Origin of the sequence: Pantoea sp. LMR881 (genome assembly GCF_027157825.1) — a bacterium.
GTDB lineage: Bacteria > Pseudomonadota > Gammaproteobacteria > Enterobacterales > Enterobacteriaceae > Pantoea > Pantoea haifensis.
The window spans coordinates 1399832-1413742 of sequence record NZ_JAPVOK010000002.1 but is presented as its reverse complement, the minus strand read 5'-3'; the positions used below and the strand labels follow the sequence as shown (position 1 = coordinate 1413742).

At 53.2% G+C, this 13911-nt stretch carries 12 protein-coding genes and 4 pseudogenes; 10 read left to right on the top strand and 6 right to left on the bottom strand.

Annotated elements, in window-relative coordinates; translation table 11 throughout:
- Positions 1-23: 23 nt before the first annotated feature.
- From tgt to secF, 4 genes are read left to right on the top strand one after another with little or no spacing between them, the layout of a single operon-like run.
- Positions 24-1172 carry a tRNA guanosine(34) transglycosylase Tgt gene (gene tgt, locus O3W44_RS08555; RefSeq protein ID WP_269292729.1) on the top strand — a complete coding sequence of 383 codons (1149 nt, stop codon included), beginning with the start codon at positions 24-26 and terminating at the stop codon, positions 1170-1172.
- Positions 1172-1504, top strand: coding sequence for a preprotein translocase subunit YajC (gene yajC / locus O3W44_RS08550; protein WP_269292728.1), 333 nt, complete (start codon positions 1172-1174; stop codon positions 1502-1504). Before tgt ends, yajC begins: the two co-directional genes overlap by 1 nt.
- Before the next feature lie 25 nt (positions 1505-1529).
- Positions 1530-3377, top strand: coding sequence for a protein translocase subunit SecD (gene secD, locus O3W44_RS08545; protein ID WP_269292727.1), 1848 nt, complete (start codon positions 1530-1532; stop codon positions 3375-3377).
- A gap of 10 nt (positions 3378-3387) precedes the next feature.
- Positions 3388-4356, top strand: coding sequence for a protein translocase subunit SecF (gene secF, locus O3W44_RS08540; protein WP_269292725.1), 969 nt, complete (start codon positions 3388-3390; stop codon positions 4354-4356).
- 52 nt (positions 4357-4408) lie between these two features.
- Here secF and O3W44_RS08535 read toward each other — a convergent pair.
- Positions 4409-4977, bottom strand: a pseudogene (locus O3W44_RS08535) (DUF3251 domain-containing protein).
- A 16-nt stretch (positions 4978-4993) separates the two neighbouring features.
- The gene (lysM, locus tag O3W44_RS08530) at positions 4994-5434 is read right to left on the bottom strand and encodes a peptidoglycan-binding protein LysM (RefSeq protein WP_269292724.1); all 441 of its coding nucleotides are present in this window, start codon (positions 5432-5434) and stop codon (positions 4994-4996) included.
- Between the two features lie 187 nt (positions 5435-5621).
- On the opposite strand from lysM, the gene nrdR reads away from it, so the two are divergent.
- The 6 genes from nrdR (at position 5622) to pgpA (ending at position 9690) form a co-directional block, all read left to right on the top strand.
- On the top strand, positions 5622-6071 hold the full coding sequence (gene nrdR / locus O3W44_RS08525; RefSeq protein ID WP_021185864.1) for a transcriptional regulator NrdR: 450 nt from the start codon (positions 5622-5624) through the stop codon (positions 6069-6071).
- 3 nt (positions 6072-6074) lie between these two features.
- Positions 6075-7175 (top strand): bifunctional diaminohydroxyphosphoribosylaminopyrimidine deaminase/5-amino-6-(5-phosphoribosylamino)uracil reductase RibD, encoded by a 1101-nt coding sequence (ribD, locus tag O3W44_RS08520; protein WP_269292723.1) that lies wholly within the window; start codon positions 6075-6077, stop codon positions 7173-7175.
- A 90-nt stretch (positions 7176-7265) separates the two neighbouring features.
- Positions 7266-7736 carry a 6,7-dimethyl-8-ribityllumazine synthase gene (ribH, locus tag O3W44_RS08515; RefSeq protein ID WP_269292722.1) on the top strand — a complete coding sequence of 157 codons (471 nt, stop codon included), beginning with the start codon at positions 7266-7268 and terminating at the stop codon, positions 7734-7736.
- Positions 7737-7755: 19 nt separating this feature from the next.
- Positions 7756-8175 (top strand): transcription antitermination factor NusB, encoded by a 420-nt coding sequence (gene nusB / locus O3W44_RS08510; RefSeq protein WP_269292721.1) that lies wholly within the window; start codon positions 7756-7758, stop codon positions 8173-8175.
- Positions 8176-8231: 56 nt separating this feature from the next.
- The gene (thiL, locus tag O3W44_RS08505; RefSeq protein WP_269292720.1) at positions 8232-9209 is read left to right on the top strand and encodes a thiamine-phosphate kinase; all 978 of its coding nucleotides are present in this window, start codon (positions 8232-8234) and stop codon (positions 9207-9209) included.
- A complete protein-coding gene (pgpA, locus tag O3W44_RS08500) occupies positions 9154-9690 on the top strand; it encodes a phosphatidylglycerophosphatase A (RefSeq protein ID WP_442954621.1) in 537 nt (178 codons plus the stop codon). Before thiL ends, pgpA begins: the two co-directional genes overlap by 56 nt.
- Before the next feature lie 54 nt (positions 9691-9744).
- Here the strand turns inward: pgpA and O3W44_RS08495 are convergent.
- The 4 genes and pseudogenes from O3W44_RS08495 to xseB all read right to left on the bottom strand — a co-directional run bounded on the left by O3W44_RS08495 (position 9745) and on the right by xseB (position 13833).
- Positions 9745-10658, bottom strand: a pseudogene (locus O3W44_RS08495) (aldo/keto reductase).
- 152 nt (positions 10659-10810) lie between these two features.
- Positions 10811-12673: pseudogene (gene dxs / locus O3W44_RS08490) on the bottom strand (1-deoxy-D-xylulose-5-phosphate synthase).
- Between the two features lie 19 nt (positions 12674-12692).
- Positions 12693-13591 (bottom strand): annotated as a pseudogene (ispA, locus tag O3W44_RS08485) ((2E,6E)-farnesyl diphosphate synthase).
- The gene (xseB, locus tag O3W44_RS08480; protein WP_269292718.1) at positions 13591-13833 is read right to left on the bottom strand and encodes an exodeoxyribonuclease VII small subunit; all 243 of its coding nucleotides are present in this window, start codon (positions 13831-13833) and stop codon (positions 13591-13593) included. Before xseB ends, ispA begins: the two are co-directional and overlap by 1 nt.
- Between the last annotated feature and the right edge of the window lie 78 nt (positions 13834-13911).

Below are 13911 nucleotides of genomic sequence, written 5' to 3'. Positions count from 1 at the left end.
ACTGTTTCTCTGATGGAGGCCATGTGAAATTTGAACTTGATACCACAGACGGGCGCGCACGCCGTGGTCGTCTGATTTTTGATCGCGGTGTGGTAGAAACGCCAGCCTTTATGCCGGTTGGCACTTACGGCACCGTAAAAGGCATGACGCCGGAAGAAGTACAAGAGACCGGTGCGCAGATCATTCTGGGTAATACCTTCCATCTCTGGCTGCGTCCGGGTCAGGAGATCATGAAACTGCACGGCGATCTGCACGATTTTATGCAGTGGAAAGGGCCGATTCTGACTGATTCCGGCGGCTTCCAGGTTTTCAGCCTCGGCGATATCCGCAAAATCACCGAAGCGGGTGTGCATTTCCGTAACCCTATCAATGGCGACTCGATCTTTCTTGATCCAGAAAAATCGATGGAGATCCAATATGATCTCGGCTCCGACATCGTCATGATCTTCGACGAGTGTACGCCTTACCCTGCCGACTGGGATTACGCTAAACGTTCAATGGAGATGTCACTGCGCTGGGCGAAACGCAGCCGCGACCGTTTTGACAGCCTCGGTAATAAGAACGCGCTGTTCGGCATTATTCAGGGATCTGTTTACGAAGATTTACGTGATGTCTCGGTGAAAGGTCTGGTAGAGATTGGCTTTGATGGGTACGCTGTGGGCGGCCTGGCGGTGGGTGAACCAAAAGAGGACATGCACCGTATTCTTGAGCACGTTTGTCCGCAAATTCCGCATGATAAGCCGCGTTATTTGATGGGCGTCGGCAAGCCTGAAGATCTGGTGGAAGGCGTTCGTCGTGGTGTCGATATGTTCGATTGCGTCATGCCGACGCGCAACGCACGTAATGGCCATCTTTTTGTGACCGACGGCGTGGTAAAAATCCGTAACGCGAAGCATAAAGATGATACGTCGCCGCTGGATCCCGAGTGTGATTGCTACACCTGTCGCAATTACAGCCGTGCATACTTGCATCATCTGGATCGCTGTAACGAAATACTGGGCGCGCGTCTTAATACTATCCACAATCTGCGCTATTACCAGCGCCTGATGGCGGGTTTACGCCAGGCCATCGAAGAGGGTAAATTAGAGCGTTTTGTTAACGAGTTCTACCAAAGGACGGGCAAAGCAGTTCCGCCTTTAACGTCTGATAATTCATCAATGAGGGAAATTTAATGAGCTTTTTCATTTCTGACGCCGTGTGCGCAGCAGGCGCACCGTCTCAGGGAAGTCCGTATTCTCTGGTGATCATGCTGGTGGTGTTTGGTTTGATCTTCTATTTCATGATCCTGCGTCCGCAGCAGAAACGTGCAAAAGAGCACAAGAAGCTGATGGATTCCATCTCTAAGGGTGATGAAGTGCTGACGAACGGTGGCCTGGTGGGTCGCGTAACCAAAGTTTCCGATACCGGTTACGTTGCTATCGAACTGAACGAAAATAATGAAGTTGTGATTAAGCGTGATTTCGTGGCTGCCGTTCTGCCGAAAGGTACTATGAAGGCGCTGTAATTTTTACTTCCCTAAGGGAACTGCCGTGTTAAATCGTTATCCTTTGTGGAAGTACATCATGCTGGTCGTCGTAATTATTGTCGGCCTGCTGTATGCGCTTCCCAACCTGTATGGTGAGGATCCGGCTGTTCAAATCACTGGCGCGCGCGGTGGCGCCGCCAGTGAGCAAACGTTGGATCAGATTCAGACCGCATTAAAACAAGATAATATTCAGAGCAAATCCGTTGCGCTGGAAAATGGCGCAATCACTGCGCGTTTTGCCAACACCGATGTGCAGTTACGCGCCCGTGAAACCATTATGAAGGCGCTGGGCGAGAACTATGTTGTTGCCTTAAACCTGGCACCTGCAACGCCGCGTTGGTTGTCTTTACTGGCTGCGGAGCCAATGAAGCTTGGCCTTGATTTGCGCGGTGGCGTGCACTTCCTGATGGAAGTGGATATGGATACCGCATTAGGCAAACTGCAAGAGCAGAACGCCGATAGCCTGCGCAGTGACCTGCGCGAGAAAAGCATCCCTTATACCAACGTCAATAAAATCGCTAATTACGGCGTGGAAATTCGTTTCCGCGACGCCGCAAGCCGTGATGTTGCTGTGAGCTGGTTAAGCTCTCGTCATCAGGATCTGGTGATTTCCAGCAGCGGCAACGATGCGCTGCGTGCGACCATGACTGACGCACGCCTCAGCGAAGCGCGTGAATATGCCGTTCAGCAGAACATCACTATCCTGCGTAATCGTGTGAATCAACTCGGCGTTGCTGAGCCGCTGGTGCAGCGTCAGGGTTCTGACCGTATCGTGGTAGAGCTACCGGGTATTCAGGATACGGCGCGCGCGAAAGAGATTCTGGGGGCAACCGCCACGCTGGAATTCCGTCTGGTTAATACCAGCGTTGATCCAACCGCAGCGGCGAGTGGCCGTGTGCCGGGCGATTCTGAAGTGAAGGATATGCGTGATGGCCAGCCGGTGGTGCTCTACAAGCGCGTGATTCTGACCGGTGACCATATCACCGATTCGACATCAAGCATGGATGAGTACAACCAGCCACAGGTGAACATTTCACTGGATGGCGCGGGCGGCAACATCATGTCGAACTTCACCAAAGACAACATCGGCAAGCCGATGGCGACGCTGTTTGTCGAATATAAAGACAGCGGTCGTAAAGATGCCAATGGTCGTTCGATTCTGGTGAAACAGGAAGAAGTGATCAACGTCGCTAATATCCAGTCTCGCCTGGGCAACAGCTTCCGCATTACCGGTATTAACAACCCGAACGAAGCCCGTCAGCTTTCACTGCTGCTGCGTGCGGGTGCGTTGATTGCGCCGATTCAGATTGTAGAAGAGCGTACCATTGGCCCAACCATGGGACAGCAAAACATTACCCAGGGCCTGGAAGCCTGTCTGTGGGGCTTGCTGGCATCCATCCTGTTTATGGTGGTGTTCTACAAAAAGTTCGGTTTGATTGCGACCAGTGCGCTGTTAGTTAACCTGGTGCTGATTGTCGGTGTGATGTCACTGTTGCCAGGCGCAACGCTGACCATGCCAGGCATTGCCGGGATCGTGTTGACGCTGGCGGTCGCGGTTGATGCTAACGTACTGATAAACGAACGTATTAAAGAAGAACTGCGCAACGGACGTTCCGTTCAGCAGGCAATCCATGAAGGCTATAAAGGCGCTTTCTCCAGTATTGTCGATGCGAACGTTACTACCCTGATCAAAGTTATTATTCTTTACGCGGTCGGCACCGGGTCGATTAAGGGCTTTGCAATCACCACAGCAATCGGTATTGCGACGTCAATGTTCACTGCGATTATCGGTACCCGTGCCATTGTTAACCTGGTTTACGGTGGCAAACGCATCAACAAGCTGTCTATCTGAGGAGTGCGTTGTGGCACAGGACTATAATATTGAGCAGTTGAACCACGGGCGTAAAGTCGTCGACTTTATGCGCTGGGATAAACTGGCTTTTATCATTTCAGGTCTGCTGATTATCGCCGCGATTGCGATTGTTGGTGTGCGCGGTTTTAACTGGGGACTCGATTTCACTGGTGGTACGGTGATTGAGATCAACCTGGAAAAACCTGCCGATCTCGATACCTTGCGTGCTGATTTAGTGAAAGCGGGTTTTGATGAGCCGCTGGTGCAGAATTTCGGCAGCAGCCGTGACGTGATGGTTCGCATGGCACCCGTTTCCGGCCCGGCAGGTACCGAGTTAGGTAATAAAGTGGTGACGGTGATCAATCAGACCACCCAGCAAAACGCCACCGTGAAGCGTATCGAGTTTGTCGGTCCAAGCGTTGGTAGCGATTTGGCGCAGGCTGGTGCAATGGCGTTGCTATCAGCACTGATAGCGATTCTTATCTACATCGGTTTCCGCTTTGAGTGGCGTCTGGCGCTGGGTACCGTGCTGGCGCTGGCGCATGACGTCATCATCACCTGCGGCCTATTGGCATTGTTCCGCATCGAAATCGACCTGACGATTGTCGCGTCGCTGATGTCAGTGATTGGTTATTCACTCAACGATAAGATCGTAGTTTCTGACCGTATTCGTGAGAACTTCCGCAAGATTCGCCGCGGTTCCTCTTACGACATCACAAATGTGTCGTTGACCCAAACGCTGAGCCGTACCTTGATCACCTCGCTGACCACGCTTGCGATGATCCTGATCCTGTTTATCTTTGGTGGTGCGCTGCTGAAAGGCTTCTCACTGACCATGTTAATTGGTGTCACCATCGGTACGATTTCGTCAATTTATGTCTCTTCAGCCCTGGCGCTGAAGCTGGGCATGAAGCGTGAACATATGCTGGTGCAAAAGGTAGAGAAAGAGGGTGCCGATCAGCCTTCGATTCTGCCTTAAAAGCCTGCGGGCTATTTGAAAAAGGGCTGCCACTGGCAGCCCTTTTTTGCGCTTACTGCGCGACAGGAACGGTCAGGGTGGCGTTTTCGCCCGTGACATCATGTACACGTACATAACCGAGTTGCTCAGGCGATACGCCGCTGAGGCGCAGCGGAACGCTAACTGCGCTTTGTGGCAATAACGCGGACGGCACCGCGATAGTCTGGCTAAGGCTATCGGCATTTAAAGGCTTACCGCTGGCGGGGTCCAGTTCCCCCACACCACCGTGGCGCGTAGAGCAGGGACGGGTTTATCGCCGGTCGCACGAATATTGAGATTTGCCCGTGAACCGCTGGCTTCACTCTCAACACGTGATAATGACAAGCGCAGCGTACCCAGCTGGGTTTGCAGTTCCACCGGCGTGTTCGCTTGCGGAACTAACCATGCGCCCTGTTGGGAATGGCTATTGAGTTGTCCCTGAATTTCCAGTGCGCTGGCCTGCGTCGTCAAATGCTGCATCTGCTGATTAAGCTGGTTCACTTCCTGATGCAGTTGATTCACTTTTGGCGAGGAAGGCGTACTGCTACAGCCGCTGAGAAATGCCAGAGACATCACCATCGGCGCCCAAACCGTCCTGATCATAATTTATCCTTGTCGGTTATTTTGGAATACGTAAAACCTGGCCTGGATAAATCTTATCAGGATGCGACAGCATTGGCTTGTTCGCTTCGAAAATCTTATTGTATTCATTAGGATTTCCATAAACCTGCTTAGAGATCGCGCTTAAGGTATCGCCTTTTTTCACGGTATAAAGTTCAGCTTCCGGCGCGCTATCGGTTACTGTTACGTTATCTTCCACTTTGGTAATGCCTGCAACATTACCTGCCGCGACCATAATTTTTTCTTTCAGCTCCTGAGAGACACCATCGCCACTGACGGTAACGGTATCGCCATTGACCTGCACGTTAACTTTATCACTCTCCGGTAAGCCTAATTTATTGATGTGCTCCTGCAATTTCTTGCTCTGGTCGTCGCTGCCACCGCTGACTGCATCCCACAACTTTTCTCCCGCTTCTTTCACAAAATTAAACAAACCCATAGAACCTCCAAAGTGTTATTGGTTGTGTGCCGCTTTGCGACTCTATAAGCGTAGTGGTTTTTTATCCTCTCCACTTGGGGCTTTGTCTGGTTCTCGCTGGGTTAACGGAAAGGCACGCTAATACATTTTGTTGACTCGCAGTTCGCGCTACACTATGTGGCCAATTTATCTCGCGTCAGGAAACGTCATGCATTGCCCATTCTGCTCCGCTGTGGACACCAAAGTGATTGATTCTCGTCTGGTTAGTGAAGGATCGTCGGTGCGTCGTCGTCGTCAGTGTCTGGTATGCCATGAACGTTTTACCACTTTTGAGGTGGCTGAACTGGTGATGCCGCGTGTGGTAAAAAGCAACGACGTGCGTGAGCCTTTTAATGAAGACAAACTCAGCAGCGGCATGATGAAGGCCCTGGAAAAACGCCCGGTGAGTGCCGATGCGGTGGAGAGCGCCGTTAATCATATTAAAACGCAGCTGCGTGCCACCGGAGAGCGTGAAATTCCCAGCAAACTGATTGGTAATCTGGTGATGGACGAGCTTAAAAAACTCGATAAAGTCGCTTACATACGCTTTGCTTCGGTGTATCGCAGCTTCGAAGATATTCGTGACTTTGGCGAAGAGATTGCCCGCTTACAGGACTGACGTATGGACGAACGTTATATGGCGCGCGCGCTGGAACTGGCGCGGCGCGGTCGTTTTACCACTACCCCAAACCCAAACGTGGGGTGCGTGATCGTACGTGACGGCGACGTTGTCGGTGAAGGCTGGCATCAACGCGCCGGAGAGCCACACGCCGAAATCCATGCGCTGCGCATGGCCGGAGACAAAGCGCGCGGCGCAACGGCTTACGTCACTTTAGAACCCTGCAGTCATCACGGACGCACACCTCCCTGCTGTGATGCGTTAATCGCCGCAGGCATCACGCGCGTCGTCGCCGCCATGCAGGATCCAAATCCCCAGGTCGCTGGCCGCGGTTTGCATCGTCTGCATCAGGCGGGCATTGATGTCAGCCACGGCTTAATGATGGCAGAAGCCGAAGCCCTTAACCGCGGATTCCTGAAGCGCATGCGTACCGGTTTTCCCTGGGTACAACTTAAGCTGGGCGCTTCCCTTGATGGGCGCACCGCCATGGCCAGCAGGGAAAGCCAGTGGATCACCTCTGCTGATGCACGCCGCGATGTGCAAAGACTGCGTGCGCAAAGCTCGGCTATTCTCAGCAGCAGCGCCACGGTGTTAGCTGATGACCCTTCGCTTACGGTGCGCTGGTCAGAGCTTAACGCAGAGACGCAATCTTTACTGGATCAAGCCACGCTACGCCAGCCAGTGCGGGTCATTGTCGACAGTCAAAATCGCATCACGCCGCAGCATCGTCTTATTACACAACCGGGCGAAACCTGGCTGATGCGACAAACACCGGATCAACAGGCGTGGCCGGATAAGGTTACGCAAATTGCGGTGCCACTGCGTGAGCAGCAGCTTGATCTGGTCGCGATGATGATGCTGTTGGGTCAGCGCCAAATCAACAGCGTCTGGGTAGAGGCGGGCGCAGCCTTAGCAGGCGCACTGCTGCAAACCGGTCTGGTCGATGAATTAATAGTGTATGTTGCGCCAAAACTGTTAGGTGACAGCGGGCGCGGCTTGTGCCATCTGCCTGGTTTACAGCAACTGGCTGATGCGCCAGCGTTTTCATTTAGCGATGTCCGGCAGGTTGGACATGATTTGCGCCTGACCCTGACGCCGCAATAATCAAGGCGGAAAAGCGAGAGCACGCCGCCGAAGAGTATGATAGAATCCGCCCCCCTGCGCGGGGCCAATCAAACCCCTGAAAGGATAAGTATGAAAGTTATCGAAGCTGCTGTTGCTACGCCAGAGGCCAGTGTTGCCATCGTTATCGCGCGTTTTAACAACTTCATTAATGACAGCCTGCTGGATGGCGCGGTCGATGCCCTGAAGCGTATCGGCCAGGTTAAAGATGACAACATCACCGTTGTTTGGGTTCCGGGTGCTTATGAACTGCCACTGGCAGCGCGTGCACTGGCTCAAACCGCTAAATATGATGCTGTGATCGCGCTGGGCACCGTCATTCGCGGCGGTACTGCACATTTTGAATATGTTGCGGGTGAAGCCAGCTCCGGTATTGCCAGCGTAGCCATGAACAGCGACATTCCGGTTGCATTCGGCGTGCTGACCACCGAAAACATCGAGCAGGCCATTGAGCGTGCTGGTACCAAAGCCGGTAATAAAGGTGCCGAAGCGGCCCTGACCGCGCTCGAAATGATTAACGTATTGAAAGCCATCAAAGCCTGATTTTTGTAAGGGGAATTTTGTGAAACCTGCTGCTCGTCGTCGCGCCCGTGAGTGCGCTGTCCAGGCGCTTTACTCCTGGCAGTTGTCTAACAACGACATTGCCGATGTGGAATACCAGTTTCTGGCGGAACAAGACGTCAAAGACGTCGACATTACCTATTTCCGCGAACTACTGTCCGGTGTGGCGACCAACAGCGCGTATCTGGATGGTCTGATGAAACCTTACCTGTCGCGCCAGCTTGAAGAGCTGGGCCAGGTAGAAAAAGCTATCCTGCGTATATCGCTGTATGAACTGAGCAAGCGCGATGATGTGCCTTATAAAGTGGCCATCAACGAAGGGATTGAGCTGGCAAAAGTGTTCGGCGCTGAAGACAGCCATAAATTCGTCAACGGCGTGCTGGATAAAGCCGCTCCACAGATTCGACCCAATCGTAAATAATTAAAAAGGCCGGCTTGCCGGCCTTTTTTTCATGAATGGTTAAGCGGAACGCAACTATGTCTTGTGGTGAATTTGAACTCATCGCACGCTATTTCAATCGCAGAACGCGCAGCCGTCGTGATGTCGAAACCGGCATTGGTGATGATTGTGCGCTTATGAGCGTGCCAGAAAAACAGATGCTGGCAATCAGCACCGATACGCTGGTGGCGGGTGTCCACTTCCTGCGTGATATCCATCCTGCCGATTTAGGCTACAAAGCTCTGGCGGTTAATCTGAGCGATCTCGCTGCGATGGGCGCCGATCCAGCCTGGCTGACGCTGGCGATGACGTTGCCAGAGGTTGATGAGTCCTGGCTGGCGGCCTTCAGTGAAAGCCTGTTCGAGCTGCTGGAATATTATGATATGCAGCTTATTGGCGGCGATACCACACGCGGACCGCTTAGCCTGACCCTGGGTATTCACGGTTTAGTGCCGCAGGGGCGTGCGCTGAAACGGTCTGGCGCTAAACCCGGTGACTGGATTTATGTCACCGGCACGTTAGGTGACAGCGCGGCAGGGCTGGCGTTATTGCAGCACCACAAACGCATCAACGATCCCGCCGTCCATGAAGCACTGATCAAGCGCCATTTGCGACCAATGCCGCGAATTCTGCAGGGCCAGGCGTTACGGCCTTTGGCATCATCGGCAATTGATCTTTCTGATGGTTTAATCTCTGATCTCGGCCATATCCTGAAAGCCAGCGGATGTGGTGCACGCATTAATCTGGATGCCTTGCCGCTGTCGTCAGCACTGCGCGATCACTTCGAACCCGAGCAGGTGCTGCGCTGGGCGCTGAGTGGCGGTGAAGATTACGAACTGTGCTTTACTGTGCCGGAAGTACACCGTGGGGCGCTGGATGTGGCACTTGGGCATCTCGGCGTGACCTATACCTGTATCGGCCAGATGGTAGCGGAATCTGAAGGTTTGACATTACTGACGGATGGCAAGCCTGTGGTTTTTAGTCACAAAGGATTTGACCATTTTGACGCTCGATAAAGATTTGGCAAAAAGCCGCTTACGCATGAGCAATCCCTGGCATCTGCTGGCGACCGGCTTTGGCAGCGGATTGAGTCCCTATGTGCCGGGCACCATGGGTTCGCTGGCGGCGATTCCCTTCTGGTGGCTAATGACCTGGTTACCCCAGGACCTTTATTCACTGGTGGTGTTGCTGGGCATTAGCGTAGGCGTTTATCTCTGTCACCGTACGGCGAAAGATATGGGGGTCCACGATCACGGCAGTATTGTCTGGGATGAGTTCATTGGTATGTGGATCACGCTGATGGCGATTCCGGTGAATAGCTGGCAGTGGGTGCTTGCAGGTTTCGTGCTGTTTCGTATCCTTGATATGTGGAAGCCGTGGCCAATCCGCTGGTTTGATCGCAACGTGCACGGTGGCATGGGGATCATGGTAGATGACATTATTGCCGGGATCCTCGCCGCGGCGATGTTATATGGGGCAGGACATTACTGGGCTTAATTTTTTGTTTCCTCTCCCACAACCGGGAGAGGAGATAACGGCAAGCCTGTTCAGTTATTCAAATCCCACCACCGGATGCGGTTGATAGACACTTTCCAGCTCGGCAATATCGTTTGAATCCAGCTCAACCTCCACCGCCTTCAGTAAATCGTCCAGCTGCTGCGCACGTGAAGCGCCAATGATCGGTGCGGTTACTGCCGGTTTGTGCAGTAGCCACGCCAGCGCGATCTGTGCACGGCTCACGCCTTTATCGGCGGCGAGGGTTTCAACTCGCTGCGCAATCGCGGCATCATTTTCTTCGGTGGATGAATACAGCTTTTTTGTCACCTCATCAGAGACTGAACGCGCTGTCGTTTCCCCCATGGGCGGGTCAGTTTGCCTCGCGCCAGCGGACTCCAGGGTAAAACGGCAACGTTTTCAGCCAGACAGAGCGGGTGCATTTCGTTTTCTTCTTCGCGCTGAATCAAATTGTATTGATCCTGCATGCTGACGAAACGCGACCAGTTTTGGCGATCCTGCATCTCCAGCGCCTGGGCAAACTGGCTGGCGTGCATGGAGGATGCGCCGATATAACGCGCCTTACCCGATTTCACCACGTCATGCAGCGCCTCAAGCGTCTCTTCAAGCGGCGTGTCGTAATCCCAGCGGTGAATTTGCAGTAAATCTACATACTCCATGCCGAGTCGCTGCAGGCTGTCATCGATCGATTGCAGGATATTTTTACGCGACAGGCCCTGGGAAAGATTACTCATCGGAAAATAGACTTTGGTCGCGACCACAATCTCTTCGCGGCGGGCAAAATCTTTGAGTGCACGACCCACAATCTCTTCGCTGCTGCCATCGGAGTAGCTGTTTGCAGTATCAAAGAAGTTAATCCCGGCGTCCAGAGCCTGGCGAATTAACGGACGGCTGCTCTCTTCAGGTAATGTCCAGGCATGATTGCCCCGTTCTGGTTCGCCAAAGGTCATACAACCCAGGCAAAGACGCGAAATATGCAGATCGGTAGTACCGAGTTGGATCGTTTTCATGATGGCTCCTGCGCAAATTCAGGGGGAATTCGGGAAAGCATTAATCATAGCAGTCGTGTCGCTCCCCGACTGAAGAGCGACACGTAAGGAGATTATTGGGCGAGCCAGGCCGCAATGTGCTGCTGGATACCTTCTGCATCCAGTTGATAGTCGTGACGGATTTCTTCCTGCGTTCCCTGAGGAATAAATTCATCTGGCAGGCCGAGGTTCAGAACCGGCACGCGCAGACGCTTAGCCATAATAAATTCATTCACACCGCTGCCCGCGCCACCCTTGATCGCGCCTTCTTCCAGCGTGATTAACGCATCATGGCTACCCGCCAGCTCAGTGATCAGGTGTTCATCAAGCGGTTTCACGAAACGCATATCTACCAGTGTGGCGTTAAGCGTTTCAGCCGCAGCAGCAGCTTCAGGCAACAGCGTACCGAAGTTAAGGATCGCGAGCTTTTCACCCTCACGTTTCACTATGCCTTTACCAAGTGGCAAACTCTTCAGCGGTTCCAGCGCCGTGCCGATGCCCGTACCGCGCGGATAACGTACCGCGCTTGGGCCATCCTGATAGTGATAGCCGGTATAAAGCATCTGGCGACACTCATTTTCGTCGCTTGGCGTCATGATGACCATGTCAGGTACGCAGCGCAGATAAGCCAGATCGAAAGCGCCCTGATGCGTTTGACCATCCGCACCCACGATACCGCCGCGATCGATGGCAAACAGCACCGGCAGTTTCTGGATAGCGACGTCATGGATCACCTGATCGTAAGCGCGCTGCAGGAAAGTCGAATAAATCGCCACAATCGGTTTATAACCGCCAATTGCCATGCCCGCTGCAAACGTAACGGCGTGCTGCTCGGCTATCGCGACGTCAAAATACTGCTTCGGATAGTCGCGTGAGAAGCCGACCATACCCGAACCTTCGCGCATCGCAGGCGTGATCGCCATCAGTTTGGGATCATCAGCCGCCATTTCACACAGCCAGTTGCCGAATATTTTGGAGTAGCTCGGCAATCCTTCGGCACTCTTAGGCAGCGCACCGCTGGCGGGATCGAATTTAGGTACTGCGTGCCAGGTAATCGGATCTTCTTCGGCAGGGGCGTAACCTTTGCCTTTTTGGTCATGATGTGCAGAAACTGCGGCCCTTTCAGGCTGCGCATATTGGACAAGGTATTAACCAGCGTCAGCACATCGTGACCATCAACGGGGCCAATATAGTTAAAGCCCAGCTCTTCAAACAGTGTGCCCGGCACGACCATGCCTTTCAAATGCTCTTCGGTGCGTCTCACCAGCTCTTTGATGGGGGAAGGCCGGTCAGCACTCGCTTGCCGCCTTCACGCAGGCGTGAATAGGTTTTTCCCGACAAAATCTGCGCCAGGCGATTATTCAGTGCACCCACGTTCTCAGAGATCGACATCTCGTTATCGTTGAGGATCACCAGCATGTCTGGTTTGATATCCCCGGCATGGTTCATGGCTTCGAACGCCATCCCAGCGGTGATCGCGCCATCGCCGATGATGCAGGCGGTGCGGCGGCCCAGACCTTCGCGCTCTGCCGCCGCAGCCATACCGAGTCCGGCACTGATTGAAGTAGAAGAGTGGCCCACACTCAGTACGTCATATTCACTTTCGCCGCGCCAGGGAAAGGATGAACGCCATTTTTCTGGCGAATGGTGCCGATGCGATCGCGACGTCCGGTCAAAATTTTGTGCGGGTAGGCCTGGTGGCCCACGTCCCACACCAGATGATCAAACGGCGTGTTATAGACATAATGCAGCGCAACGGTCAGTTCAACGACGCCCAAACCCGAAGCGAAGTGACCGCTTGAGCGGCTCACGCTGTCTAACAGATACTGACGCAGCTCATCACACAGCGCCGGCAATTTCTCTTTCGGCAGAGAGCGCAGCTCCTGAACCGTGTTCGCCAGCGCCAGTGTCGGGTATTTAGCAATATCAAAACTCATCAGAGACTCATTATGGAAGTTATTTGTCGCGTTCAATTATGAAGCTCGCCAGTGCCTGTAATGCTGTGGTGTCATAAGATTGTGCGGCGAGAATTTCCAGCGCATCGAGCGCCTCTTGATACAAATCCTGTGCTTTTACGCGGGCATTATTTAGCCCCATCAGGGAAGGATAGGTGCTTTTTCCCAAATCCTGATCGGCACCTTGACGTTTACCGATAACAGCTGTGTCACCGATCACATCGAGAATGTCATCCTGCACCTGAAATGCCAAACCGATGGCGTTTGCATAGCGATCCAACACGGGCAGTAATGCTCGGCCTTTTTCTCCAGCAGCTAACGCGCCCATACGCACCGCAGCGCGAATTAACGCGCCGGTTTTATGACGATGGATTTGTTCCAGCTGGGCTAAATCAACCGATTTTCCTTCTGCCGCCAGGTCAAGCGCCTGACCACCGCACATGCCGGCTACGCCGCTGGCCTGAGCCAGTTCAGAAATCATCGCGAGGCGATATTCCGCATGGATACCGGTCATAGGCTGATCGGCCAGAATGGAAAACGCCAGCGTTTGTAACGCATCGCCTGCCAGAATAGCAGTATCTTCACCATATTTAATGTGGCAAGTCGGTTGTCCGCGACGTAACGCGTCGTCATCCATTGCAGGAAGATCGTCGTGAATCAGAGAATACGCGTGAATACATTCAACTGCCGCTGCGGGCACATCCAGACTGCCCGGTTCGGCATTCAGCATCTCGCCGGTGGCGTAGACCAAAAAGGGCGCAGGCGTTTACCGCCCAATAATGCCCCATATTGCATGGCATTCACCAGAGGAGAACTCTGAAAAGGAAGTGGATCTAAGAAGCGTGTCAGCGCAGCATTCACCCGTTGATGATAGGCGCTGAGCAGGTTAGCAAAATCCATTAGCTGTTTTCCGGCGTGAAAGAGGTAAGATCGGCGTCTTTATCGTCGCTCAGCAAAATGCGTACGCGCTGTTCTGCCTGCTGCAATGTTTGCTGTCCGGTACGTGCCAGTTGCACGCCGCGCTCAAACTCATTCAGCGCCTCTTCCAACGGCAGCTCGCCACTTTCCAGACGGCTGACGATTTGTTCCAGCTGCTGCAATGACGTCTCAAAGCTGGCTGGCTGTTCGGCTTTTTTCGGCATAATTTAGTGTCGACTCGCGGTTAAGAATCATCTCGCAATCGGTCATGGTAGCTGAGACGAAATGATTAGCAAAATAAT

Coding starts and splice junctions, on each gene's coding strand:
- yajC (WP_269292728.1), top strand. CDS start 1,172: ATGAGCTTTTTCATTTCTGACGCCGTGTGCGCAGCAGGCGCACCGTCT.
- lysM (WP_269292724.1), bottom strand. CDS start 5,434: ATGGGTTTGTTTAATTTTGTGAAAGAAGCGGGAGAAAAGTTGTGGGAT.
- xseB (WP_269292718.1), bottom strand. CDS start 13,833: ATGCCGAAAAAAGCCGAACAGCCAGCCAGCTTTGAGACGTCATTGCAG.
- ribD (WP_269292723.1), top strand. CDS start 6,075: ATGGACGAACGTTATATGGCGCGCGCGCTGGAACTGGCGCGGCGCGGT.
- pgpA (WP_442954621.1), top strand. CDS start 9,154: ATGGCAAGCCTGTGGTTTTTAGTCACAAAGGATTTGACCATTTTGACG.
- nrdR (WP_021185864.1), top strand. CDS start 5,622: ATGCATTGCCCATTCTGCTCCGCTGTGGACACCAAAGTGATTGATTCT.
- thiL (WP_269292720.1), top strand. CDS start 8,232: ATGTCTTGTGGTGAATTTGAACTCATCGCACGCTATTTCAATCGCAGA.
- ribH (WP_269292722.1), top strand. CDS start 7,266: ATGAAAGTTATCGAAGCTGCTGTTGCTACGCCAGAGGCCAGTGTTGCC.